The 23878-nt window shown below is 50.5% G+C and carries 19 protein-coding genes; 3 read left to right on the top strand and 16 right to left on the bottom strand.

Annotated features, from left to right (window positions below):
• Positions 1–216: 216 nt before the first annotated feature.
• From EDC56_RS09830 to EDC56_RS09805, 6 genes are read right to left on the bottom strand one after another with little or no spacing between them, the layout of a single operon-like run.
• Entirely contained in the window at positions 217–804 is a 588-nt protein-coding gene (locus EDC56_RS09830) for a NapC/NirT family cytochrome c (protein ID WP_123712341.1), read from the bottom strand.
• Positions 804–1244 carry a nitrate reductase cytochrome c-type subunit gene (locus EDC56_RS09825; RefSeq protein WP_123712340.1) on the bottom strand — a complete coding sequence of 147 codons (441 nt, stop codon included), beginning with the start codon at positions 1242–1244 and terminating at the stop codon, positions 804–806. Before EDC56_RS09825 ends, EDC56_RS09830 begins: the two co-directional genes overlap by 1 nt.
• Before the next feature lie 10 nt (positions 1245–1254).
• Positions 1255–3765 carry a nitrate reductase catalytic subunit NapA gene (gene napA / locus EDC56_RS09820; RefSeq protein WP_123712339.1) on the bottom strand — a complete coding sequence of 837 codons (2511 nt, stop codon included), beginning with the start codon at positions 3763–3765 and terminating at the stop codon, positions 1255–1257.
• A 2-nt stretch (positions 3766–3767) separates the two neighbouring features.
• Positions 3768–4103, bottom strand: coding sequence for a chaperone NapD (locus EDC56_RS09815; protein WP_123712338.1), 336 nt, complete (start codon positions 4101–4103; stop codon positions 3768–3770).
• Positions 4090–4629 carry a ferredoxin-type protein NapF gene (gene napF, locus EDC56_RS09810; protein WP_123712337.1) on the bottom strand — a complete coding sequence of 180 codons (540 nt, stop codon included), beginning with the start codon at positions 4627–4629 and terminating at the stop codon, positions 4090–4092. The genes EDC56_RS09815 and napF overlap by 14 nt, the downstream gene beginning before the upstream one ends.
• A gap of 29 nt (positions 4630–4658) precedes the next feature.
• A complete protein-coding gene (locus EDC56_RS09805) occupies positions 4659–4814 on the bottom strand; it encodes a periplasmic nitrate reductase, NapE protein (RefSeq protein ID WP_123712336.1) in 156 nt (51 codons plus the stop codon).
• Between the two features lie 361 nt (positions 4815–5175).
• Between EDC56_RS09805 and EDC56_RS09800 the strand changes: the two genes are divergently transcribed.
• The 3 genes from EDC56_RS09800 to EDC56_RS09790 all read left to right on the top strand — a co-directional run bounded on the left by EDC56_RS09800 (position 5176) and on the right by EDC56_RS09790 (position 10088).
• Positions 5176–6204 (top strand): AI-2E family transporter, encoded by a 1029-nt coding sequence (locus tag EDC56_RS09800; protein ID WP_123712335.1) that lies wholly within the window; start codon positions 5176–5178, stop codon positions 6202–6204.
• An 84-nt stretch (positions 6205–6288) separates the two neighbouring features.
• Positions 6289–9192 carry a hybrid sensor histidine kinase/response regulator gene (locus EDC56_RS09795; protein WP_148059372.1) on the top strand — a complete coding sequence of 968 codons (2904 nt, stop codon included), beginning with the start codon at positions 6289–6291 and terminating at the stop codon, positions 9190–9192.
• Between the two features lie 140 nt (positions 9193–9332).
• Positions 9333–10088 (top strand): TSUP family transporter, encoded by a 756-nt coding sequence (locus EDC56_RS09790; RefSeq protein WP_211333637.1) that lies wholly within the window; start codon positions 9333–9335, stop codon positions 10086–10088.
• On the opposite strand, the gene EDC56_RS09785 is transcribed toward EDC56_RS09790, so the two are convergent.
• From EDC56_RS09785 to EDC56_RS09740, 10 genes are all read right to left on the bottom strand, one after another.
• Complete coding sequence (locus EDC56_RS09785; protein ID WP_123712876.1) at positions 10085–11326, bottom strand: multifunctional CCA addition/repair protein; 1242 nt, start codon at positions 11324–11326, stop codon at positions 10085–10087. The two genes, EDC56_RS09790 and EDC56_RS09785, sit on opposite strands and share 4 nt — an antisense overlap.
• A gap of 87 nt (positions 11327–11413) precedes the next feature.
• Positions 11414–12931 (bottom strand): SpoVR family protein, encoded by a 1518-nt coding sequence (locus tag EDC56_RS09780; RefSeq protein ID WP_123712333.1) that lies wholly within the window; start codon positions 12929–12931, stop codon positions 11414–11416.
• Positions 12932–12972: 41 nt separating this feature from the next.
• Positions 12973–14271 carry a YeaH/YhbH family protein gene (locus EDC56_RS09775; protein ID WP_123712875.1) on the bottom strand — a complete coding sequence of 433 codons (1299 nt, stop codon included), beginning with the start codon at positions 14269–14271 and terminating at the stop codon, positions 12973–12975.
• Positions 14272–14284: 13 nt separating this feature from the next.
• Positions 14285–16207: a PrkA family serine protein kinase gene (locus EDC56_RS09770; RefSeq protein WP_123712332.1), complete on the bottom strand. Its 1923-nt coding sequence runs from the start codon at positions 16205–16207 to the stop codon at positions 14285–14287.
• 407 nt (positions 16208–16614) lie between these two features.
• The gene (locus EDC56_RS09765) at positions 16615–17427 is read right to left on the bottom strand and encodes a symmetrical bis(5'-nucleosyl)-tetraphosphatase (protein ID WP_123712331.1); all 813 of its coding nucleotides are present in this window, start codon (positions 17425–17427) and stop codon (positions 16615–16617) included.
• Positions 17428–17447: 20 nt separating this feature from the next.
• Entirely contained in the window at positions 17448–17819 is a 372-nt protein-coding gene (gene apaG / locus EDC56_RS09760) for a Co2+/Mg2+ efflux protein ApaG (RefSeq protein ID WP_123712330.1), read from the bottom strand.
• Positions 17820–17887: 68 nt separating this feature from the next.
• Positions 17888–18721, bottom strand: a complete 834-nt coding sequence (rsmA, locus tag EDC56_RS09755) for a 16S rRNA (adenine(1518)-N(6)/adenine(1519)-N(6))-dimethyltransferase RsmA (RefSeq protein WP_123712874.1) — start codon at positions 18719–18721, stop codon at positions 17888–17890.
• Between the two features lie 70 nt (positions 18722–18791).
• Positions 18792–19784, bottom strand: a complete 993-nt coding sequence (gene pdxA / locus EDC56_RS09750; RefSeq protein ID WP_123712329.1) for a 4-hydroxythreonine-4-phosphate dehydrogenase PdxA — start codon at positions 19782–19784, stop codon at positions 18792–18794.
• The gene (locus EDC56_RS09745; protein WP_123712328.1) at positions 19785–21095 is read right to left on the bottom strand and encodes a peptidylprolyl isomerase; all 1311 of its coding nucleotides are present in this window, start codon (positions 21093–21095) and stop codon (positions 19785–19787) included. It abuts the gene before it with no gap.
• Complete coding sequence (locus EDC56_RS09740) at positions 21085–23838, bottom strand: LPS-assembly protein LptD (RefSeq protein ID WP_123712327.1); 2754 nt, start codon at positions 23836–23838, stop codon at positions 21085–21087. The genes EDC56_RS09745 and EDC56_RS09740 overlap by 11 nt, the downstream gene beginning before the upstream one ends.
• Positions 23839–23878: the final 40 nt, after the last annotated feature.

Raw genomic sequence — 23878 nt, 5'->3', positions numbered from 1 at the left:
CAGTTGTGCAATGAGGGGAGATGGTGTTGCTCGGCACGCATAAGTTTAAGGTAGCCATCAGCCATAGAATACGTTGCTTCAGAACGACGTTTCTTGTTGGGCGAAAGAGTGGCGGGTGAAGGAAGGCGTGGTTAAGAGCTGTCGATGCTGAAATCATCAGCAATAAAAAAGGCGCTACTGAGACAGTAGCGCCTTTTTTGATAGTGAAGGCAGTCGTTACCAGCCTTCTACGCCGTCCATGTTAGGGAGCTGGTGTGCAATCCCTTTGTGACAGTCTATGCAGGTTTTATCGCCGCTGGCGAGTGCCGTTGAGTGCTGGGCGGCGGCGCGTGGACTTTGACGGGTGAAGTCCATCGAGTCGAACTGGTGACAATTACGACACTCCAGTGAATCGTTGGATTTCATGCGCTTCCACTCGTGTTCGGCCAGTTCACGACGCTTGTTAAGGAACTTCTCGCGTGTATTGATAGTGCCAAAGATTTTTCCGTAAACCTCTTTTGATGCCTGCATCTTTCGTGCAATCTTGTCTGTCCAGTTGTGAGGAACGTGACAGTCAGAGCAGATGGCGCGGACACCGGAACGGTTGCTGTAGTGAATAGTCGATTTTAGCTCGGCAAACACATTGTCCTGCATCTCGTGGCAGCCAGTACAGAATTTCTCTGTACTGGTAAACTCCAGTGCGGTGTTGAAGCCGCCCCAGAAGATGATGCCTGCGATGAAGCCGCCAACGATAATAATACCGAAGCTGAAGTGTCTGGCGGGCCGCCAGAAAATTTGCCAATAACGTTTTAATTTATCGATCATTACTTGGCCTCGTTGCTGGGTAGGTCGTCCATATCGATAAAGGTGTTCTCAACTGTAGCGTCGGCACTGGTTTGCGGTACGTGACACTGTCGACAGAAGTAGCGACGTGGAGATACGTCGGCTCTGAAGTTACCGAAGCGATCCATGTAGTGGGTGACGCTGACCATAGGCGCTTGTGACTCTGAGGTGCGTTTGCGCGCGTGGCAAGATAGGCACTTGTTAGCAAACAGGTCGGTCTGATAATGATCGACGTGATGCGGGATGATAGGGGGTTGCATCGGATAGTTACGGTGCTGTTTGCTGTCGTCGTTGACGTAGTTGCCAAGCGCCGGTGGCGTTGCCTCTTGATCGATCGGGCTAGAACGTAGCGTCGTAATCGTGTCGGCTAGCAGGAGTGAACTCAATAGCGCGCCGCAGATAAAGATGATGGCTTTTTTCATAGTACTCTCCTTACACCTTGACAATCTTAACGGCGCATTTCTTGTAATCGGTCTGCTTAGATAGCGGGTCGGTGGCATCGAGGGTGCATTTATTGATGAGCTGGCTGGCGTCGAACCAGGGTACAAAGACCAGGCCGATGGGGGGCTTGTTACGGCCGCGAGTCTCAACGCGAGTTTTGATCTCCCCGCGACGAGTGACAACCTTCACTTCGTCGCCGCGGCGCAGGCCTCGGCTCTTGGCGTCATCAGGGTGCATGAAGACGACGGCGTTGGGGAACGCTTTATGTAGCTCGGGTACGCGCTGTGTCATCGAGCCTGAGTGCCAGTGCTCAATAATTCGGCCAGTACACAACCACATGTCGAACTCTTCGTCAGGTGATTCGGCGGCAGGCTCGTAAGGCAGTGACCAGATTACGGCTTTGCCATCTTTGTTGCCGTAGAAGTCAAAGTCAGTACCCGGCTTGGCATAGGGGTCAGATCCCTCTTTGAAGCGCCAGCGTGTCTCTTGTCGATTGACGACAGGCCAGCGTAGCCCACGGACATCGGCCTCGTGGTAGTGGTCGAAGTGTGCGAGGTCGTGGCCATGACCACGGCCGAAGCTAGCATATTCCTCGAATAGGCCTTTTTGCAGGTAGAAACCGGCTTCTTCGGACTCGGGGTTGTTGTAACCGGGGTACTTCTCGGTCATGTCAGTCAGAGGGAACTCATTGACGTGACCGTTTTTGTAAAGTACTTCGTACAGTGTTTTACCTTTGTACTCAGGGTTGGCCTTGAGAATCTCGGCATCCCAGACTTCATCGGTTGTGAAACGCTTAGAGAACTCGACGAGCTGCCATAGATCGGACTTGGCTTCGCCTGGGGCGTCGACGAGTTGGTGCCAAAGCTGTGTGCGTCGCTCGGCATTACCGTAGGCGCCTTCTTTTTCGACCCACATCGCTGTCGGTAGAATCAGGTCGCTGGCTTGCGCGGTAACTGTTGGGTAAGGGTCCGAGGTAACGATGAAGTTATCGGGATTGCGGTAGCCGGGTAGGGTCTCTTCGTTGAGATTGGCGGCAGCTTGCATGTTGTTGTTGCACTGTACCCAGTAGACGTTAATTTTGCCATCTTTTAGTGCTCGGTTTTGAGCGACAGCGTGTAGTCCTGGCTTGGCGGGAATCGTGCCGGCGGGTAGCTTCCAGATTTTCTCTGCGATCTTGCGGTGTGCGGGGTTGGCGACGACAAGGTCGGCAGGAAGGCGGTGACTAAAGGTGCCGACTTCGCGTGCGGTGCCACAGGCTGAGGGTTGGCCTGTCAGCGAGAAGGGGCTGTTGCCAGGCTGAGAAATTTTACCGGTAAGCAGGTGAATATTGTAAGCGAGATTGTTCGCCCAGACGCCGCGGGTATGCTGATTGAAGCCCATGGTCCAGAGTGAAGTGACCTTGAGCTTAGGGTCGGCGTACCAGCTGGCGATTTCATTGAGTTGATCGACAGGCACTTTGGAGAGTTTGGAGACATACTCTGCGGTATAGGTGCTGACGAACTTGGCGTATTCTTCGAAGGTTGTGGCTTCTGACCCGCCTGCATTGCCAGCGTTCTTAGCCGCCTTCTGCAATGGGTGCTCAGGACGCAGACCGTAACCAATATCGGTGTTGCCGACGCGGAAACGGGTGTGCTTATTGACGAAGTCCTTGTTGACCTTACCGTTTTTAATGATGTAATTAGCGATGAAATTGAGTATCGCTAGATCGGTCTGTGGCTCGAACACGATCGGTGTGTCGGCGAGCTCAAAGCTGCGGTGTTTATAGGTTGAAAGCACTGCAACACGGGTGTCGGGGTTGCTGAGTCGTGTGTCGGTGATGCGCGTCCATAGGATGGGGTGCATCTCAGCCATGTTGGAGCCCCACAGTACGAACCGGTCGGCGTGCTCGAAATCATCGTAGCAGCCCATGGGCTCATCGATACCAAAGGTACGCATGAAGCCGCCGACGGCAGACGCCATGCAGTGGCGAGCGTTAGGGTCGATGTTGTTTGAGCGGAAACCAGCCTTCATCAGCTTAGAGGCGGCGTAGCCTTCGTAGACAGTCCACTGGCCCGAGCCGAACATGCCGATGCTTTCCGGTCCATTGGCTGCGATGCTAGCTTTCCACTTTTCTGCCATGATATCGAAGGCGGCGTCCCAGCTGATCGGGGTGAAGTCGCCGTTCTTGTCATATTTGCCGTTGCTCATACGCAGCATGGGCGTAGTGAGTCGGTCTTTGCCGTACATGATCTTGGAGAGGAAGTAGCCTTTTACGCAGTTTAAGCCCTTGTTGACTTCACCCTTGATGTCACCGTGGGTGGCGACGACCTTGCCATCCTTGGTTGCGACCTGAATAGAGCAGCCGGTACCACAGAATCGACAGGGCGCCTTGTTCCACTCGAGGTCGGTGTCCTTCGAACTGGTGATCAAGTTACTCGCTTGGCTCGTCAGGCTGAGACCTGCAGCGGCAGCGGCGGTGGCAGCGGCCTGGGCCTTAATAAATTGGCGTCTATCTAGTTTCATGGCTATTCCAGTAGGTCAGTAGGAAGTGAGATTTCGGTATCATCGATGACATCATCGAGCGTGTTCTTATCGGCGATCTGGTGGTAGACCAGGTGAGCATCAAGGACGTGCTCGGTGATGCGGATCTGGTCTGTCGTGTTGGCTAGGGCCTTGGCGTTATCGGCCTCAACGATGACGATGATCTTTCCCTTCTCGCCGTCGCAAGCGGCGACACTGGCGTTGGCTAAGTTATTCAGCGTCGCCTGGAGCCTGTCTAGATCCTTGGGTAGGCCTTGTACAACCAGGCTGGCAATGTGCCACTCTTGCTGTTCGGCGGGGATGTGTTCAAAGGTGTTCATAGGCGACGTCTTCGGGGTTGAGTAGGTCGATGGCTTGAGTGGGGCAGACAGAGAGACAGAAGCCGCAGCCGTCACAGCGCTCGAGGTTGATCACAGGGCGAGGTATACGGTCTTGATAGCTAAAATGAATAGCTTCTGTCTGACAGCTGTCCTGGCAGCTTTGGCACATCACCTGGTTATAATTCAGGCATCGTTCGTTGAGTACCGCGCGTTGCTGCCACGCTAAAGCTGGGCGACGCTGTTGCTGTGGTAGAAACACTTCCTGCTGGCAACTGGCGGCACAGTCACCGCAATAGTCACAGCCAGATCGTGTAAAATCGAGCTCTGGATATTGGTCGTTACCGTGTACGATGATCTTTTCGGGGCAGGCAGTAATACAGTCGCCACAGCGACTACAGGCATCCAACAGGCTCGACTCCGTCACCCAGGGAGGGCGAGGAGGTGTTACCGTTTTTGTTGTCGCAATCTCTTTAAGCTTACCCGACACGAAAGAGCGGCGGTTGAGATCGACATCCTCAGTTTTCATTGCAATAACGTAACTTCCAGGAAACTAGGTTAAACGCCAGGTGGGCCCATTAATAGCTGTGAAATCCAGACGGTGAAACCGTAACCAGCCACAATCATGACGGTCAACAATGGGGCGACAATAGCTGTTGTTATAAAGAAAAGACCAAGCTCTTCGGTCCTTGAACTATCAATTTGCTCTTTCATTACGCTCACTCGTGGTTAATCACCCTACTATTATAGGGCTATTGCTTGTAATGCACGCAGAGACTAGATCAATGTTTGTGAAAAAGTGTTGATTTATACGAAAATATTTAAACGAGAATGATTGGCATTCGGCTGTTTTTAGGAGCTCGATTTTAGTCCTGTTAGGAGATCATAGTTACGATATTGAAGGCTGCTTAATATTGTTTCGATCTTTATTTATAGTATTGCCATCTATAATTAGTGATAAGCCTTGATGCGTCATAATCGTTATGATGTAAGTGCGAGCTGTTTAACACAGCGTAGTTTTTTATTGGCAATCATCATACTATTCATCACTGCACTCATAACATTGGATTGAACTATGCCCGGCTTACCAGCAGAGGCGACTGCGACCCGAACCCTAGTAGCATTGGCTGCCCTTATTATTATTCTTGCGGGAGTGAAAACTGCCGAGGCAGTGGTGGCCCCGTTTTTGATTGCTATCTTTATTGCGGCGATTAGCGCGCCGTTGATGTTTATATTGACGGACTACCGTGTGCCGCAGGGGTTGGCTCTACTGATTGTGATGCTTGTGATCGTGGCCTTTGGCCTGCTGCTGTCATCGATGATGGGGGCCTCCTTAGATGGCTTCAGCAAGAACTTACCGCTGTATCAGCAGCGGCTGACTGGTATTAGCGTGCAGTTGGTCGGTTTCCTATCGGGGCATGGTATTACGGTGGAGGCCTCAGAGCTGAAACGATTGCTCGACCTGAGCGCGGTGATGGGCCTTGTCGGTAGCACGTTTAATCGTGTCTTAGGCACCTTGGCGAACACCTTTCTTATCCTACTGACGGTTGCCTTCATACTGATGGAACTGGGCAGTTTTAAGACCAAGGTGATGAAAATATCCCGTTCTCCGGTCAGCGCTCTCGCCCATTTTGAGCACTTTTCGAGCACACTGAATCGCTATATTGTCATCAAGTCGATGATGAGCTTACTGACCGCGCTGGTGGTGTTGTCGGCATTGCTGATTCTCGATGTCGACTATCCTGTGATGTGGGCAATTTTAGCCTTTCTGCTTAACTTCGTTCCCAATATCGGCTCTATTGTGGCCGCTATCCCTGCTGTATTGTTGGCGTTGATTCAACACGGGCCAGATGCCGCAGGGATATTGATTGCTGTTTATTTCGGGGTGAATAATATCGTTGGTAATATTATTGAGCCCAAACTGATGGGGCGTAGTTTGGGGCTCTCATCACTCGTTGTCTTTGTTTCTTTAGTGTTCTGGGGTTGGCTATTGGGGCCTATTGGTATGTTTCTTTCAGTGCCCTTGACGATGACTGTGAAGATTGCGGCAGAGACAGATGAAAAATCCCGTTGGTTGGCCGACCTACTCGGTTGCGAGGATTGAGTAGGAGAAGCAGGGACTTGCTACTGTTGTGGGCGATGATAGTGCTAGCGGCTACACTAAATAGATGTGACGGGCTGATATCAGTTGGCTCGTATTTTAGAGACGCGGTTAGCGGGAAGTACCTTGCTGTCAGTAATGCTGTGGCATGCTATAAGTACCTGCTGTGGGCGAAGTTGCTGCAAAGGCTTACTCATTTCTTTGCTCCTAGCTTGGTATTGCGTAACGGCGACGGTATGCGTCGCCGAGAATGCTAGCGGCTATGGAAATGCCACGGAACCGGTTAAGGTCTCAGAGTTAACGATACGGTTGTCGCAGCATTCCGGTCTGCGCTTTTTCCCTGACCCTAAGCATCAGCTAGACTTGTCATTTTTTCTCCCTCTTTCACCTGCTGAAATCGCAGCTCAAGACTTTTGGCGTCGGCCTGGGCTAAAGACCAACCTGCCAGGGTTTAGCCACTACAGTTTCTGGTTTTTCTTTCCACTACAGAATGATCAGAAGGATATTGAACGAGTCACGATTAATTATAAGGATCATTATCAAAAGGTTTTAAATGTCTATGTTATTGCTGAGGAGGGGCTGCTTTATAAGAGAATGACAGGGAATAGTCAGCCTTTTAGTAGCCGTGACTATGATCATCGCCATTACCGTTTTGGCTTCCCGCTGCGTCCAGAGCAGAGCGTTGCGGTTTTGATTGAAGTGGTCGGAAGGCCACAGTATGTTTTCAAGCGAACCGATGTCACAACTGATCACCTGCTAGCAAAATTTCCTAGCCATCGCGCCTGGTTTGACTGGTTCACTTTTGGTGTTTTGATGGTGATGATGTTTTATAACTTAATTATTTATGTGATCACACGCGAGCGGATATACAGTCTCTACGTTGCCTTTATTTGTGCTGTAATTTTTAACTTATTCGCTGTTGATGGCTATGGATCGCAGCTAATATGGGGGCGGTTTACTTGGTTTGATTCACATATATTACTGCCTTCTGCTTATGTGTTGTTGGGAATATTTGGTTTTTTTAGTATTGCATTTCTTGAGTTAGAGAGACGTCAGCCAAGGGTTTACCAGTATATTCGTGTTCTGTGTTATGGCCTTTTGCTCTTGGCACTGGTCAGCTTCTTCTCAATCGATCTGGCTACTGGCGTGGGTTTGTATGTTGGTTTTTCTGTCAGCCTGGTGATGTTTGCTGTGATTCTGTGGCACAGCTTAAGGTTGTGGCGTGCAGGCGTAACAGGCGCAAAGATCTATTTTATTTCCTGGCTAATATTGCTCGGTGCTGGGGTTGTGGTGATGTTGGATGTGATGATTTGGGGCTACTATCACGGCTATTACATGGAGGTTAGTTACCTTCTGCAGGTAACCTTGATCTCTGTGTCGCTGGGTAACCGTATAAACCTGTTACGCGTAAAAGAGCAGAGAGCAGTCAATGAGAATCGTGCGAAGAGTGAATTTCTTGCCAAGATGAGTCATGAAATTAGAACGCCGATGAACGGGGTTCTTGGGATGTCGGAGATGTTATCGCATACACCATTGACGAAGGAACAGCAGCAATATAATGACATCATATACAACTCAGGAAAGTCGTTATTGAAAATTATTAATGACATTTTGGATTACTCGAAGATTGAGGCAGGTAAGTTGTCACTGGAGTCGGTCGAGTTTGATATCGATAGTTTGGCGCTCGAAACAGTATCGTTGTTTAGCTTCCGCGCGCAAGATAAGGATCTTCACCTCTACTGTGATATTTCAACACGCGGCCAATGTTACATTGGCGATCCGTTACGATTGCGGCAGATTATTATAAACCTGCTCAGTAACTCGCTGAAGTTTACAGAACAGGGCGAGGTTCTGCTGTTGATTAGCGAGGATGCCGAGCAGAATGAGCTTCGAATTACCGTGCAAGATACTGGCATCGGTATTTCGAAGGAACAGCTGGATAAGCTGTTTGAGTCTTTTCAGCAGGCAGATAACTCCATTTCTAGGCGTTACGGGGGGACGGGGCTGGGCCTGGCTATTAGTCGTCAGCTGGTAACGTTGATGGGAGGCAGTATCTCTGTTGAGAGCGAACTCGGTATTGGCTCGACGTTTATTGTTAAGCTGTCATTGCCGGTGGCGAAAGAGCGTGAAATCGAGGGTTTGCTCTGGCCTCAGCTACAGGGCGTGCGAGTAGGCTTGGTTACCGCTAATAATCTTATGGCGCGTTTTACCGCTTCTCAGATGGAAAAATGGGGGGTGAAATTTCACCATTGGTTAACTTGTGTAGAGCCGTTAGATTGCTGTGTAAATAAAGGCAATAAACTAGATTTTCTTTGTATCGATGGATGTAAAGAAGAGGCTCTAGAGTTATTGGAGAATGATATATGCTCCTTTTTGACGGCAAAAATTCGTGTGATTTTATTTTTCAAAACAGCTAAAAGCAGTACGCTGAAGTCGATAGAGAGTCGGTACAGTGTCGTCGCGGTGCGGAGCCCGTTGTATAGCTATGAGATAGGTGAGCTACTCAATCGATTGCTTCTGCCTGATCAGAAAGTGCCAAGTTTGCAGCAGGCACAGATAGCAGCAGAGCCGTTGGCGCGGTTGGCAGTTAATCGTGTTTTGGTGGCAGAAGATAATCAGGTTAATCGTCGTGTAATCGAGGCAATGTTAGCGCGTTTGGGGCAGCGTTGTGTGATTGTGAACGATGGCCAACAGGCAATGAGGGCTTTTAAAGAGGCTAATATTGATAGTGATGTTGACCCCTTCGATTTAGTCTTTATGGATTGTGAAATGCCTGTGCTCGATGGCTATAGCGCAACCCATGCTATTCGTGATTTGGAAGAGCGCTTTTGTTTGGGTACTAATACTATTGCAATTATTGCTTTGACAGCCCATGCCCTGCCAGAACAACTGGAACATGCGCTTAATGTCGGGATGAATGATCATCTGAGTAAGCCTGTATCGTTAGGCATTCTGGCAAAAGCAATTGCTCGTTACGGTAAACAGCAATAGCAATAAGTTAAATAATGTTTAGATAGGTCTAGTGTTGATTATATAGGCATGATGGGTGACTGGATCGAGGTATACTTATGCTTAACCTGACGATCGCCATGCGATCTTTATTCCCCTAGTTTTATTCTCGGTTGTTGTCTATGGATATTGCGGTTGAAATGCTGGTGTTGTTGTTTGCCGTTGCTATGTTAGCCGGCTTTATTGATGCGGTTGCTGGCGGCGGTGGGTTGCTGACTATCCCAGCTTTGATTTTCGCTGGTGTGCCTCCGGTGCAGACGTTGGGAACGAATAAATTGCAGGGTAGTTTTGCGTCTTTTTCTGCAGCATTTCATTTCTTACGCAGTGGCATGCTGGATATTCGACGTATGCCGCTGATGATTACGACTGTATTTTTCTCTGCGGCACTAGGAAGTTGGGCGGTACAGCGTGTCGATAATCAATTCCTAATGACGTTGATGCCTATTGGTTTAATCGCGATAGCACTGTACTCGTTTTTTAGTAAGGGGTTGGGTAAGACGGAGACGGCGGCGAAGCTGACTGATCGTCAATTTAGTGTCACTGCGGCCCCCGCAATTGGCTTCTACGACGGTTTTTTTGGCCCTGGAACGGGCACCTTTCTGGCGATCAGCTTCGTGAAGCTAAAGGGGATGGCGTTTGTGCGGGCCACGGCACATGCGAAAGTGCTTAACTTCACTTCGAATATTACCGCTCTGACGGTGTTCGTGGTGGGCGGTAAGGTATTATGGTTGGTTGGTATCGTGATGGCCATCGGTGCATTTCTCGGTGGCCGTATCGGTGCGGGTATGGTGATCAACAAAGGCGCCAGCTTTGTTCGTATCATCACCGTCGTCGTTTGTGTGGCGATGAGTGTCAGCCTAATTTATAAACAACTCTAACACGATCCGTTTTCATCGAGTGTTTGCTGAAGCTGCTTGACGGCTTCGACCCGTGCCTTACGTACAGCGACGGCTATTTCTTGTCCTTTGAGGCCCGCTTCGACAAAGGGTCTGGGGTTGACTTGTGCACAGGCTGTAAGGAGTGTGCTGAACAATTGTCGTTGTGGATAGTTTTTATCTTCGAAGCCTAATCGACCACGCGCGTCGGCCTCACAGACTACGAGAAGTTGATGGAAGCGTTCACGACGCCGGAAGGCATCGGTCTTCTCGAGGATTTTGACGACGGTGTTTGCTCGTAGCTCGTGGGTACGGTGGATATTTGTGTGCTGTTCGGCCGCGATGAGAGCGAGCTCTCTGCATTCATTGGGTGCGCCAAGGCGCTGGCAGAGTGCCTGAATGGGAGCTTTTGCGAGTGTTTCGTGCTGAATATGTTGCGGCCATTTCTGTTCGGGTGTCAGGGCCTTACCAAGGTCATGACAGAGGGCGGCGAAGCGAACCGACAATTCTTCACTCATTTTTGCTGCCTGTTGCAGCACCATCAAGCTGTGTATGCCGCAGTCTATCTCGGGATGGTGTTGCGGTGGTTGTGGGATGCCAAACAGGGCGTCCAGCTCAGGCATGATAACGGCGAGTGCGCCGCACTCGCGCAGGGTTTCAAAGTAGATGCTAGGCGTCTTCTCTAGCAGCGCGCGACTGCTCTCCTGCCAGATGCGCTCTTTGACGAGATGCTCTAGCTCACCCTGTGCAACCATCTCACGCATTAAAAGCATGGTCTCATCGGCTACTTTAAAGTTAAGGTGGGCGTAGCGTGCGTGAAAGCGGGCGATACGCAGCACCCGCAGTGGATCCTCTGCAAAGGCGGGAGAGACATGGCGCAGGAGGCGCTTATCAAGGTCGTCGCGACCATGGTAGGGGTCGTATATCTGTCCGTCGGCATCTTCGGCCATAGCGTTGATAGTCAGATCGCGGCGTAATAGGTCTTGCTCAAGGGTGACATCGCTAGCGGCATAACAGTTAAAGCCTGTATAGCCGTGACCGAGCTTACGCTCTGTGCGAGCGAGCGCGTATTCCTCCTTGCTCTCGGGATGAAGAAAGACAGGAAAGTCTTTGCCGACCTGCTGAAAGCCTTGTTCGAGCAGTTGTTGCGCGGTGGCACCGACCACGACCCAGTCCCGATCTTTGACCGGATAGCCTAATAGTTTGTCTCTGACTGCGCCGCCTACACTGTAAATATCCATCGTACCGTCTGTCATTGCTATTAAATAGGCGGTTATGATACTGAAAAACAGTATTGTATGAACAAATAATTCAGCCTTTGTTTACGCTCAGGGCTTGAAGGCGGCAGTATTTTGCGGAGCGCTGTAGTGAAACTCCTTCTTCGTCTCGTTGTCGATGCCTATCGTGGTTAGATGAACATCGAAGCCCCATAGTCGCTGCAGATGTTTGAGAACCTCGTCCGTGTGTTTATCGAGAGGCTTACGACTGTGCTGACTGTGACGCAGGTATAGCGCACGATCGCCGCGCAGATCGACATTGCAAATTTGTATGTTGGGCTCACGGTCCCCCAGGTTGTACTGGCCGGCTAGGGTTTCTCTCACTGTTTTGTAGCCCTGCTCATCGTGAATCGCTTCGATCTCAATATCGGTTCTATCGTCATCATCGAGCACACAAAATAGCTTTAGATCGCGCATCACCTTAGGTGAAAGAAATTGCATGATAAAACTTTCATCTTTAAAGTTTCTCATCGCGAACTGTAGAGTCTGTCGCCAGTCGCTGCCAGCGAAACTGGGAAAGAAGTATTTATCTTCTTCTGTCGGGTGTTCGCAGATACGACGGATATCAATCATCATGCTGAAGCCTAAGCTATAAGGGTTGATGCCACTGTAGTGCGGGCTATCGAAGTCAGGCTGATGGATAACACTAGTGTGCGACTGCAAAAACTCAAACATTAGCCCTTCGTTGACTAAGCCGCGGTCATACATCTCATTGAGTAACGTGTAGTGCCAGAAGCAGGCCCAGCCCTCATTCATGACCTGAGTTTGGCGCTGAGGATAGAAGTACTGAGCAATTTTGCGCACGATGCGAATGATCTCGCGTTGCCACGGCTCCAGTAACGGAGAGTTTTTCTCCATAAAGTAGAGTAGGTTTTCCTGTGGCTCGGGAGGAAAGCGTATGTTTTCCTCCTCTGTTTCGGTCTGGCGGCGAGGGATAGTACGCCACAGGTCGTTAATTTGCCGCTGTAAAATCTTCTCCCTTTCCTGTTGTCGTGCACGTTCTCTATCGGCGGAGATCGGCGCAGGTCTTTTGTAGCGGTCAACACCGTAGTTCATTAGCGCATGGCAGGAGTCTAGAGTTTTCTCGACCTCTTCGAGGCCGTGACGTTCTTCGCACTTGGTGATGTAATTCTTAGCGAAGAGTAGGTAGTCGATGATTGAGCCGGCATCGGTCCAAGTTTTAAATAGGTAATTCCCTTTGAAGAAAGAGTTGTGGCCAAAGCAGGCGTGGGCAATGACGAGGGCCTGCATGGCCATGGTGTTCTCTTCCATCAAGTAGGAGATACAGGGGTCAGAGTTGATCACTATTTCGTAGGCGAGTCCCATTTGGCCGCGCTGATAGTTGCGCTCAATACCTAGAAAGTGCTTACCGTATGACCAATGTGAATAGCCAAGGGGCATGCCGTGTGAGGCATAGGCATCCATCATTTGCTCTGAGCTGATGACCTCTATCTGGTTGGGGTAGGTATCCAGGCCGAACTCGGCAGCTAGCTTGCCAATTTCGTATTCATATTCCTGAATAAGCTCAAAGGTCCACTCTGAATCAATCGATAGAGGCTGACGTGCCATGTTAGTTACCTCGCAGTCATGATAAAAGGTTGAAATTTTTGTTAGGGTTGTTGGCTAACCCGGCGCTTGAATAGCTCTCTGAATACTGGGTAGATGTCACTGGCGTTGATGATCTGTTGCATCGCGAAAGTTTCTTGAAAGTCACTGGCAACCTGTTCATATTCGCGCCATAGTGCCTGGTGCTCGCGGGGTGTAATTTCAATGTAGGAATAGTGTTGAACATATTTCATGATGCCATCGGTGAGCAGTTTGTAGCAGGTTGATGAGTCATCGTTCCAGTTATCTCCGTCACTAGCTTGGGCGCCGTAAATATTCCAGTCGGAGGTTGGGTAGCGCTCCTCAATAATTTCTTTCATTAATTTTAAGGCGCTGGAAACGATTGTACCGCCGGTCTCTCGACTGTAGAAAAACTCTTGCTCATCGACCTCCTTGGCACTAGTGTGGTGGCGAATAAAGACGACTTCGGTGTGGTCGTAATTTCGTTGTAAGAAAAGATATAACAGAATGAAAAATCGTTTGGCCATATCTTTGGTTGCTTGGTTCATTGAGCCAGATACGTCCATGATACAAAACATGACGGCTTTAGAGCTGGGCAGTGGTGTTTTGACATGCAGGTTATAGCGTATATCGAAGTCATCGATGAAGGGGATTTTATGAATTTTTTTCTTTAGCCGAGTAATCTCTTGCTCAAGAATTTCGAGACGTTCGTTGTCTCGTAGCAGATCGCCCGTGCTCTGCTGCTGTTGTTGTTGTTGTTGTTGTTCTGCCAGTAGAATTTTTAGCTGCCGCTTACTGGAGGCGCCAAGTGCGATCCTCCTAGCATGTGCGCTGCGTAATGAGCGGACAATGTTAATTTGATTCGGTGTGCCAACGGAACTGTAGCCAGCACGGCGATAGGTGAAGGACTCTGATCCGGCTAATTGACGTTTGACTAAATTGGGCAATTCTAAATCATCAAACATGAACTCGAGGAATTCATCCTGGGTGATTTGAAAGACGAAGTCATCCTCGCCTTCGCCCTTGTCACTGGCATTACCCTCACCAGCCCCGCCGCCCCCGCCACCAGAAGGGCGAGGGATTCTATCACCGGCCACAAACTCCTTGTTGCCGGGGTGGATAACCGTGCGTCGCCCCCCTTTACCATGCCCGAAAATAGGCTCCTCGATATCGCTATCAGCAATACTGATTTGCTCGCCCTTTTCTATATCCGTGATTGATCGCTTAGTTACCGCTTCGGCAACCGCGCGTTTAATGTGAGCTCGGTAGCGCTTGAGAAAGCGCTGCCGATTCACCGTACTCTTGTTTTTGCCGTTGAGGCGACGATCGATGATGTAGCTCACAGGCACCTCTTCTTTATTGTGATTTTCTTACTCGCAGATACCATTCTGAAAGTAACCGAACTTGTTTGTCGGTATAGCCCCGCTCAATCATGCGGTCGACAAAGTCGTTATGCTTGGTTTGATCCTCATTAGAGGCTTTGGCATTGAAGGAGATTACCGGGAGTAAGTCTTCTGTGTTCGAGAACATCTTTTTCTCGATCACACTGCGTAACTTTTCATAACTATTCCACGCGGGATTGTGACCGTTGTGGCCGGCGCGAGCACGCAGTACAAAGTTAACGACTTCATTACGAAAATCTTTAGGGTTCGAGATGCCGGCGGGCTTTTCTATTTTCTCGAGCTCCTCGTTGATTGAGGCGCGATTGAGGATCTCGCCGGTTTCAGGGTCACGGTATTCTTGGTCTTGAATCCAGAAGTCGGCATAGGTGACATAACGATCGAAGATATTTTGACCGTATTCAGAGTAAGACTCGAGGTAGGCGGTTTGAATTTCTTTGCCGATAAACTCCACATAGCGTGGTGCTAGGTACTCTTTGATAAAGCGTAGATAGCGGTCACGAACCTCGGGCTGAAATTGTTCCTGTTCGATTTGCTGTTCGAGTACATAGAGTAGGTGTACTGGGTTAGCAGCAATTTCAGTTGGGTCGAAATTGAATACTTTAGAGAGTATTTTGTAAGAGAAGCGAGTGGAGAGTCCATCCATGCCTTCGTCAACGCCGGCCGCATCACGATATTCCTGCATCGACTTGGCTTTCGGGTCGGTGTCCTTGAGGTTTTGGCCATCATAGACGCGCATCTTAGAATAGATGTTTGAGTTTTCGGGTTCCTTTAGGCGTGACAATACCGTGAACTGCGCCAGCATAGACAGTGTGTCTGGTGCGCAGGGGGCATCAATCAGTGAACTGTGGGTAAGTAGCTTCTGATAAATCTCAGCCTCTTCATGTAGCCTTAGGCAGTAGGGAACCTTGACGATATAGACACGATCGATAAAGGCTTCATTATTCTTGTTGGCCTTGAAGGACTGCCACTCAGATTCATTGGAGTGAGCGAGAATCATACCGTCGAAGGGGATGGCACCGAGCCCTTCTGTTGAGTTGTAATTCCCCTCCTGGGTCGCGGTGAGCAACGGGTGTAATACCTTAATGGGGGCCTTGAACATCTCCACAAACTCCATGATGCCTTGGTTGGCACGGCACAGGGCACCGGAGTAACTGTAGGCATCTGGGTCGTTTTGCGGCAGCTCTTCAAGCTTGCGTATATCAACTTTACCGACAAGAGCGGAGATGTCTTGGTTATTCTCATCACCAGGCTCTGTTTTGGCGCAGCCAACTTGATCTAGACGCGAGGGATAAACCTTGACGACCTTAAATTGGCTGACGTCACCGTTGAACTCATGTAACCGTTTCACAGCCCATGGGGACATGATATTTTTAATATAACGAAGAGGGATATTATAATCTTCCTCTAGGATCTGACCGTCTTCATCAGGGTCGAAGAGGCCGAGTGGGCTCTCAAACACGGGAGAGCCTTTTATGCAGTAAATCGGTTCTCGCTCAATCAGTTGCTTGAGCTTCTCTGCCAGTGAAGATTTTCCGCCTCCGACAGGGCCCAGTAGATAGAGAATTTGTTTCTTTTCTTCGAGGCCTTGTGCAGCGTGCCGGAAGAAGGACACCATCTGCTCAATCGCCTCCTCCATGCCAAAGAATTCGTCGAAGACGGGGTAGCGCTTGATGACTTTATTGGAGAAAATTCTGCTAATACGTGGGTCTTGTGAAGTATCAACCAGCTCGGGCTCGCCTATCGCCAGTAGCAGGCGCTCCGCAGCAGTGGCATAGATACTTGGATCACTCTTGCAGAGATCTAGATACTCCTGCAGGGTGTATTCCTCTTCTTTAGTGTTGCTGTAACGGTCTTGAAATTGATTGAAAATGCTCATCTCATCTCCCTGCTGGCGATTCCATGCGTATTGCTTTGCGGTGGCGGGCTTGGCACCACGAATAAATATAGAGTGGTAGCATCAGGAGCTAAAGGCGCTTGTCGACGCCTGCTACTCCTAGTGAGTCATAGCTAGAAAATTATGCTGATGATGGCAGGCCCGTGATAGCGTGGCGGAATAAGGCTAGGAGACCGTGTTCGCAAAAAATACTGCACTTAGGCGTGTATCAAACAGCTTATTATCTTGTTAGTTATGACGATACTGTCTTTTTGCTTTGTATGAAGCATAGTATCTCTGCCGCTTGAGGCCAGATAAAAAGCAATTTTAATAGCTTTTTTTTTCATCCGAAGGGTGATAACTCGCTTTAGAAAACAAACGGGTATGGTGGCAGGAGTATGGGGGGTGCTTTACGTGTTACTTATTGAAACTCTTTTTTTTGTTTCTAATTCCATCAGTGTCAAGCGACCGCCCCAGACGTAGCCCGTGTCAAGAGCATGGTAATGTGAGTTGTTACTCTCGCCCTCGAGTGCGGCCCAGTGGCCGAAAACGATTTCCGGGCTATTCGGTTGCATTTGCTGGTGAAATTCGAACCATGGCTGGTAACCCGGTCGCTGACTGGTTTTATGTCCCTTGTCTTCTAAGTCGAGTTTCCCGTTATTGTTACAGAAACGCATACGGGTGAAATAGTTGGTGATTGTGCGTAATCGGTCTTGCCCGCAGAGGGCGTCATCCCAGCAGGCGGGTTGATTACCATACATGGCGGCAAAATAACTGCGATAATCCCCTTTGCTTAGGGTCGTGTGAACCTCATCTGCGAGCTGCAGGGCCTGCTGTGTGTGCCATTGCGGTGCGATACCTGCGTGAACCATGACGATATTGTACTCGCTATGATGTTGCATTAATGGCTGTTGCCGCAGCCAGCGTTCGAGTGTAGGCCAGTCACGGGCGTTGAGGACGTCGTCGAGGGTGTCATATTCACTAGGCAGTCGGTCACTGTGGGCTATGGCGAGGAGGTGTAGGTCGTGATTGCCTAAGACGCAACGGGAGGAGCTGCCGAGGCTGTGGATAAAACGCAGTGTCTCAAGTGATTCGGGGCCTCTATTGACGAGGTCGCCTGCAACCCATAGTGTGTCTCGGCTAGCGCTGAAGCCAACCTTATCAAGTAAGCGCTGTAGAGCAGAAAAACAGCCTTGAATATCGCCGACGGCATAGTGAGACACAACAGGAGCACCTATAGAGCTTAGTGAACCGCCATGGGGACGGCGAGTTGAAAGGCGCTAATCGGTGCGTCAAAGCACTGTCCAGAGTCTGTGATCATTTGGTAGTAACCCTGCATACTGCCTACTTCTGTGTCGAGAGTGGCTGCGCTAATGTACTCGAAGGACTCCCCGGCGGCGATGTAGGGTTGTAGACCGATGACACCGCTACCGTGAACCTCTTTAATACTGTTGTTACCATCAGTAATTTGCCAATAGCGTGACAATAGCTGAATGGACTCATCACCATTGTTGGTGATTTTTACTTGATAATTGAAGGCGAAGCGCTGTCGTCGAGGATCGGATTGTTCGGTGAGGAACTCGCTGATGACCTCAATAGTAATAGGATAGTTCATGGTGTCGGTATCGTTATGGGTATAGACAAATGTTGTTTGTCGCCACCGGTTAAAGGCTGTATTTGGTCTTAGGCGAAGACATCTTCATCGTTTTTACGTGCTTCAAAGATGGCGTTAGCTAGAATGACATACTCCTTTAGACTCAGGTTCTCAGGACGATCACTCGGGTCAATGCCCTGGGCTACGATAAATGCTTCGCTACAAAGCTTCTTTAAGGTGTTACGCAGCGTCTTGCGACGTTGCTGAAAAGCTGTGCCGACGACGTGTTCGAGCAGTTTCACATCATGGGCAGGATAGGGCAGCTGCTTATGCGGAACTAGGCGGACGATCGCAGAGTCGACCTTTGGTGCCGGTCGGAAGGCGCCCGGGGGGACAATAAAGAGTTGTTCGACGTCGCAATAGTATTGCGTCATTACGGTCAGCCTGCCAAAAGCTTTACTGTCGGGGCTAGCGGCGAGGCGTTTGACGACCTCATACTGCAGCATAAAGTGCATGTCAGTGATGTTGTGACAGTGTTGCAGTAGGTGAAAGATCAGCGGTGTGCTGATGTTGTAGGGCAGGTTGCCGACAACGCGTAAATCCTTTTCGTCATCAACTAAGGCGTTGAAGTCGAAGCGTAGGGCGTCGGCATGGTGTAGGGTGAAGTTTTCCTTGAGGCCGAAGTGGAGTTTGAGGATCGGTAGCAAGTCGTTGTCGAGCTCAATAACATCTAAGCGGGCACCGCTGTCGAGCAGGCTGCCGGTCAGGGCACCTTGTCCAGGACCAATTTCCACCAGGTGCTGATCAGTCTTAGGGCGGATAGAGGCGATGATATTATTGATGATAGAGGGATCACTTAGGAAGTTTTGGCCGAAACGTTTTTTGGCCTGGTGACCGTAATTGGGTTTGTCAGACTTGGACATATCGCTCTCAATTTGCACGTGAGGAGGTGCGCCGTTGGGCGCTGCGGCGGATTATACGCTAAACGGCGAACTATTGGGTACGATTCTCCGCCATGGAAATGGCGTAATCAAGTGCGACGCGTAAGCTGTCGGCACTCGCTTGACCGGTACCTGCTAAGTCGAGGGCGGTGCCGTGGTCGACAGAGGTACGGATGATAGGCAGGCCGAGGGTGATATTGACGCCTTGGCCAAAGCTCTGGTATTTCAGTACGGGCAGGCCTTGATCGTGGTACATCGCCAATACGGCATCGCAGTCATCGAGATACTTGGGGGTAAACAAGGTGTCGGCAGGTAGTGGTCCGATAAGGTCCATGCCTTCTTGTCTTAGGGTGGCTAAGACAGGCTCTATGGTATCAATCTCCTCCCTACCCATGTGCCCGCTTTCCCCTGCGTGGGGGTTGAGGCCCGCGACGATGATGCGTGGCTTAGTAATGCAGAAGTGATTGACTAGGTCGCGATGCAAAACCTCGATGACGCGCCGCAGAGATTGCTGTGTAATGGCGTCGGCAACGTCCCTGAGAGGGAGGTGGGTGGTGGCTAGAGCGACACGCATCTCCGCACTAGCCAGCATCATTACCACCTTATCGCTGCGGGTTCTTGTCGCAAGAAACTCAGTATGTCCGCTAAACTCGATACCCGCTTCGTTGATCACCCCTTTGTGCACGGGAGCGGTTACCATCGCCTGAAAATCATCGCCGATACAGCCGTCGATAGCGAGCTCTAGGGTCTGTAAGACATAAGCAGCATTGTCGGGGTCGAGTGTGCCAGCAATAGAGTCGTTCACAAGATTGCAGGGTAGTATGCTGACCTGACCGTTACCGCTGACGCGAAAGTGCTCATTGCAGAAGTCATGCAGCTGTAAGGGAAGTGCAAGTTGTTCGGCTCGTTGCCGCAGCAGAGCAGGGTCGGCGATAACGACAAGTTCTACTGTGAGAGACTGCTGGGCGAGAGCAACGACTAGCTCAGGCCCAATCCCGGCGGGCTCGCCGGGCGTTATTGCTATGCGCAGTTCAGTTTTACTCATTTAGGATTTGATATCGATATAGGCTTCATCGCGAATCTTCAGTAGCCAGGCATCGAGCTCCTCTTTAAACTTTCGCTGATGAATATAGTTACGTGCGGCTCTCTGTTGTTGGTCACTACTAGCGTCGTGTTGGCGGCGCTCTTCGACTTGCAGAATGTGCCAGCCAAATTGAGACTTAAAGGGCTTGCTGATGTCTCCAGGAGCGCTGGCCGCCATCGTTTTCTCGAAAGCTGGAACGAACTGCCCTTTCTGTGACCAGCCGAGGTCACCACCTTCGCTTGCGCTTCCGATGTCCTCAGAGTATTTCTTGGCTAGAGCCGCGAAGTCTTCGCCGTCGAGGATGCGTTGACGAAGCTTGTTGAGCTGATCTTGCGCTTGCTGATCGTTGCGAATTGCAGACGTTTTGAGCAGGATATGACGAGCCTTAGTCTGCTCTATCATTTTGCCAGCGCCACGCTTCTCAAGCAGTTGAACGAGGTGGACACCACTCTCGCTGGCGAATGGTGCGGAGACCTGGCCAACCTTGAGTGTGGGAGCGACTTCGGCAAAGACCCCGGGAAGGTCTTCACTGCGTCGCCAGCCTAAATCTCCGCCCTGAATACGCCCAGCTTCACTGTGCGCTTTCTGCCAAGCGCCGAGCTTCTGGCCCTTTTCTATCGCTCGTTTGGCCTTGTTCAACGCTGCCATACCAGCCTCTTTTTTACCGCCGTTTTCAAGGCTATAGAAGAGGTGGGCGAGGTGATACTGGGTAGCCGTCAATGCGCTGCCTTGTTTCGAGGTGAGGAAGTTTTCAACCTCTTGATCAGTGATCTGAATACGGTTATTGATATTACCTGCTTGCACCTGCTGTAAGATCATCTCACGTCGGATCTGCTCGCGAGTGGCTTTATAGCTTAAGCCATCTTTCTCGAGTGCCTTGCGGAATTGCTTAAGCTGCATGCCATTTTGCTTGGCTATTGTCGCCATTGCTTGGTTGAGCTGTTGATCAGAAATACGTACGCCAGCGCGTTGCCCCATTTGCAGCTGAAGATTTTCGACGATCATCGTGTCGAGAATATCTTTGCGCAAGGTGTCTTTGGCAGGTAATGGGCGCCCTTGAGACTTGATGTTGTACTGGACCTGCTCGATGCGCTCGTCGAGTTCGCTCTCCATGATGATGCCATCATCGACGACGGCGACGACCTTGTCGATTATTTTGACCTCTGCCTGACTATAGCCGGGTAGGAGGAGCAGGCTAAGCGCTGCAATGTGAGTGCAGCGCTTTACGCTTTGAATGAATCGCTGCGTTAGTTGCAGGGTTTTATCTGTCATCTTGTTCACGCTCTTTATAACCAACAATACTGTCGTCGAGGTCTAGGCCGTTATCGACACCGCCTAAGCCCTTCAGCTGAAAATAGAGATATAAGCCATGCTCTCTCTCGTTGTTTCCGTCGATGCCTTCTTGATAGACCAGTTGGGTCTTCCAGCAGCAACTGTTGTATTCTATACCGACGATCTCCTCGAGAGAACGATTATTCGTATGGTCGTAGTTATAGCGGCCAATCAGTGCCCAGCGATCGTTGAGTGGGACTACGCCAGAGAGGTCGCTCTGGTTAACATCCCCCTTCCATAATATCTCGTCTGTAGGGTTACCATTAATGTCTTCGGCATAGATGTCGGCACTCTGTGACTTACGAAGGCTGGCGTTAACGATGAGCTTGCCATCGTTGTTGTAGCGGAGGGTCAGACTCCCTTGTTTGGTTTCATCGTTTTCATTGTCCCAGAGTATGTCGCCACTCATACGGAAGCTTTCATTGAGGCGATAGGTTACTTCTGAGGCTATATCCGAATGACTGCTGTTGGTGTCATAGTCAGTTTCGTTCCATTCACTGATGCCAATTTTGCGGTCGTCGAAGTAATTAATTTGTCCTAGCGAGAAGCTGGCGCGTTCAACACCGGTTGCTTTATCGATAAAGCGGGTTGTGATGCCGGTTGAGACTTGATTGGCATCATCGATACGGTCGTGGCCGTTGAAGCGAGTATCGCGGAACAATTGATTGTAAGAGAAAGTCAGCTCAGCGGTGTCGAAGAGTGGGTTCTCATCTTGCTCTTGATATTGGCTGTAGAGGTAGAAAACACGTGGTTCAAGTGTCTGTGTGAAACTGCCGCCAAACAGCTCGAGGTCGCGTTCAAAAAATAGCCCTGCATCAACACTGGCCATGGCCGAGGTTGTCGAAGGAGAGGTGTTGTCGAGTTCGGGGCCGCGGTCTTCGTCAAGTTGGTAGTATATGCCGCGCATTTTGGCTGTGGTGGTTAGGAAGCCCCAACGAGACTCCAGAGGGTAACTAATGCCAGGCTCGAGATAGATACGCTGCCCCTGAACCTTATCGTCAGGGTGGACGAAATCGCTGTACTCAGATAGGAAGAGTAGGTTGAATTGGTTGCTCTGCTCTAGGCCGCTCTTTTCCATCTCTAAGCGAGGACGCAGCTGATAAGGCGTTGCTACGGTGTCGTCAATAGTTTGGTACTGTTGGATTTCACCGCGATAAGTAAAGCCAGCGGCGCTGGTCCAAAACTCAGCTTTCTGATCGAGGTGGGTTTGACGTTGTACATCAAGGCTCTCTGCACTGATGTCGTTGAGGTAGTCGTTGTCTGAAACTTTGGTATAGTCGATTCTATGACCAACACGGCCAATAGCTCCTTCTTCGTTGACCCCAACCAGCCAGCGCTTACCCTGATGGTTGACTATCTCTTCGCCTTTTTCATTCTTCTCGCCCTCGCCCTCGTCCTCGTCGCCCTCGTATTTGTCATTGATCTGTGCGCCGCTGAGGCGCCACTCGCTATACTGGTTCAGATAGCGCAACTCTAACTCTGTGGCAAGACCTCGCCCGCCAATATAGCGAGGGGAGAGCGTCGCATCGTAATTCTCAGCCAAATTAAAGTAATAGGGCTGAGTGATATCGAGCCCTCGGCCTGTTTTAGAGGTTGATAGGGTGGGTAGCAACAAGCCGGAGCGGCGACGATTGTCGATGGGGAACGTCATGTAGGGCACATAGGCAATGGGCACATCTTTGACGTAAATCTTAGCATGTTTGGCGCTGCCAAAGCCTTCCTCCCGGTCGAGGTCGATCTCATTAGCCTGTAGATACCAATCGCTATTGCCGGGGGCGCAGCGGGTATAGCGGCTATCGTAGAGCTCGATTGTTTGCTCGCCACTTTTGGTCAGAAGGTTGGCATCACCACGGATGCTGACCTCGTGAATAACAAATTCGGCATTGTCTAGGCTGCCGGTACCGTCGGCGGAATTGAAGGAGCCGCTGTCGCCGCGCATGAGTACGCCGTTGTCGCGAATGACGACATTGCCATCGAGTTCAAGTAGCTGCTGATCTCTCTCCGCAGTTGCGGAGTCGGCAAAGATACGGCGACTCCCCTGGCTGATGGCAACGTCGCCGGTGAAGCGGGTACGGTTGCGACGCACGGTCTCGGAGCTATTGGCGCTGGCACGGATGGGAGACTCTTCTGGTTTTAGGTCGGCTTCGGGGGAATCGTTCTCAGGCTCAACATACATACCGTTACAGCCACGCTTTACTGTCGCCAGTTGCGCCTGTGTGAGCTCGGAGGCCGGCACCCAGTCCAGCTCTCGATTGTTGCCACAACTGGAGTTAGAGGGCTCTTCTTCTGCAGCGCTTGCAGGGGGCACGGCAGCAGGTGCAGTCGCTAAAGAGCGTGTAGGAGCAGCTTCGACAGCTGAGCTTAGTGGAGTCTCGTTAACGGGCGAGCTACTCTCTATTGAGGACCCTTTGTTGGAGGCGTCTACCGTTGAGGAAGCCGTTGCTTTAGCGGTTGGCTTAGTGGGCGTTAGAGAAGCCTTGCTGTTAGCCCCATCGCACTGCCAGCCACCGTGGCCATCGGCCTGGCATTGCCAAGCACTGGCCGGTGTTGCGGCGAAAGCCGTGCTGGCACCGGAGGAGAGGAGAGTGAGGCTGACTGCGATGGCAAGTCGATGTCGTTGGAAGCCAGGATGAAGAGGGCTACCTGCACGTAATTTTGACCGGGGTGGGGTGTTCGACACCATGGTTAATAAAATATCCAAGTTCTGATTGAAGTCTGGGCCG

It is taken from the genome of Sinobacterium caligoides (assembly GCF_003752585.1).
GTDB classification, from domain to species: Bacteria; Pseudomonadota; Gammaproteobacteria; order Pseudomonadales; family Sinobacteriaceae; genus Sinobacterium; species Sinobacterium caligoides.
This window is presented reverse-complemented; position numbering and strand designations above follow the sequence as displayed.

What these genes read in the sequence shown, in the direction of transcription:
- EDC56_RS09745 (WP_123712328.1), bottom strand. Translation starts at nt 21,095, where the DNA reads ATGACAGATAAAACCCTGCAACTAACGCAGCGATTCATTCAAAGCGTA.
- EDC56_RS09740 (WP_123712327.1), bottom strand. Translation starts at nt 23,838, where the DNA reads ATGGTGTCGAACACCCCACCCCGGTCAAAATTACGTGCAGGTAGCCCT.
- napF (WP_123712337.1), bottom strand. Translation starts at nt 4,629, where the DNA reads ATGAAAACTGAGGATGTCGATCTCAACCGCCGCTCTTTCGTGTCGGGT.
- EDC56_RS09780 (WP_123712333.1), bottom strand. Translation starts at nt 12,931, where the DNA reads ATGGCACGTCAGCCTCTATCGATTGATTCAGAGTGGACCTTTGAGCTT.
- EDC56_RS09770 (WP_123712332.1), bottom strand. Translation starts at nt 16,207, where the DNA reads ATGAGCATTTTCAATCAATTTCAAGACCGTTACAGCAACACTAAAGAA.
- EDC56_RS09805 (WP_123712336.1), bottom strand. Translation starts at nt 4,814, where the DNA reads ATGAAAGAGCAAATTGATAGTTCAAGGACCGAAGAGCTTGGTCTTTTC.
- pdxA (WP_123712329.1), bottom strand. Translation starts at nt 19,784, where the DNA reads ATGAGTAAAACTGAACTGCGCATAGCAATAACGCCCGGCGAGCCCGCC.
- EDC56_RS09830 (WP_123712341.1), bottom strand. Translation starts at nt 804, where the DNA reads ATGATCGATAAATTAAAACGTTATTGGCAAATTTTCTGGCGGCCCGCC.
- napA (WP_123712339.1), bottom strand. Translation starts at nt 3,765, where the DNA reads ATGAAACTAGATAGACGCCAATTTATTAAGGCCCAGGCCGCTGCCACC.
- EDC56_RS09815 (WP_123712338.1), bottom strand. Translation starts at nt 4,103, where the DNA reads ATGAACACCTTTGAACACATCCCCGCCGAACAGCAAGAGTGGCACATT.
- EDC56_RS09790 (WP_211333637.1), top strand. Translation starts at nt 9,333, where the DNA reads ATGGATATTGCGGTTGAAATGCTGGTGTTGTTGTTTGCCGTTGCTATG.
- apaG (WP_123712330.1), bottom strand. Translation starts at nt 17,819, where the DNA reads ATGAACTATCCTATTACTATTGAGGTCATCAGCGAGTTCCTCACCGAA.
- EDC56_RS09785 (WP_123712876.1), bottom strand. Translation starts at nt 11,326, where the DNA reads ATGGATATTTACAGTGTAGGCGGCGCAGTCAGAGACAAACTATTAGGC.
- rsmA (WP_123712874.1), bottom strand. Translation starts at nt 18,721, where the DNA reads ATGTCCAAGTCTGACAAACCCAATTACGGTCACCAGGCCAAAAAACGT.
- EDC56_RS09800 (WP_123712335.1), top strand. Translation starts at nt 5,176, where the DNA reads ATGCCCGGCTTACCAGCAGAGGCGACTGCGACCCGAACCCTAGTAGCA.
- EDC56_RS09825 (WP_123712340.1), bottom strand. Translation starts at nt 1,244, where the DNA reads ATGAAAAAAGCCATCATCTTTATCTGCGGCGCGCTATTGAGTTCACTC.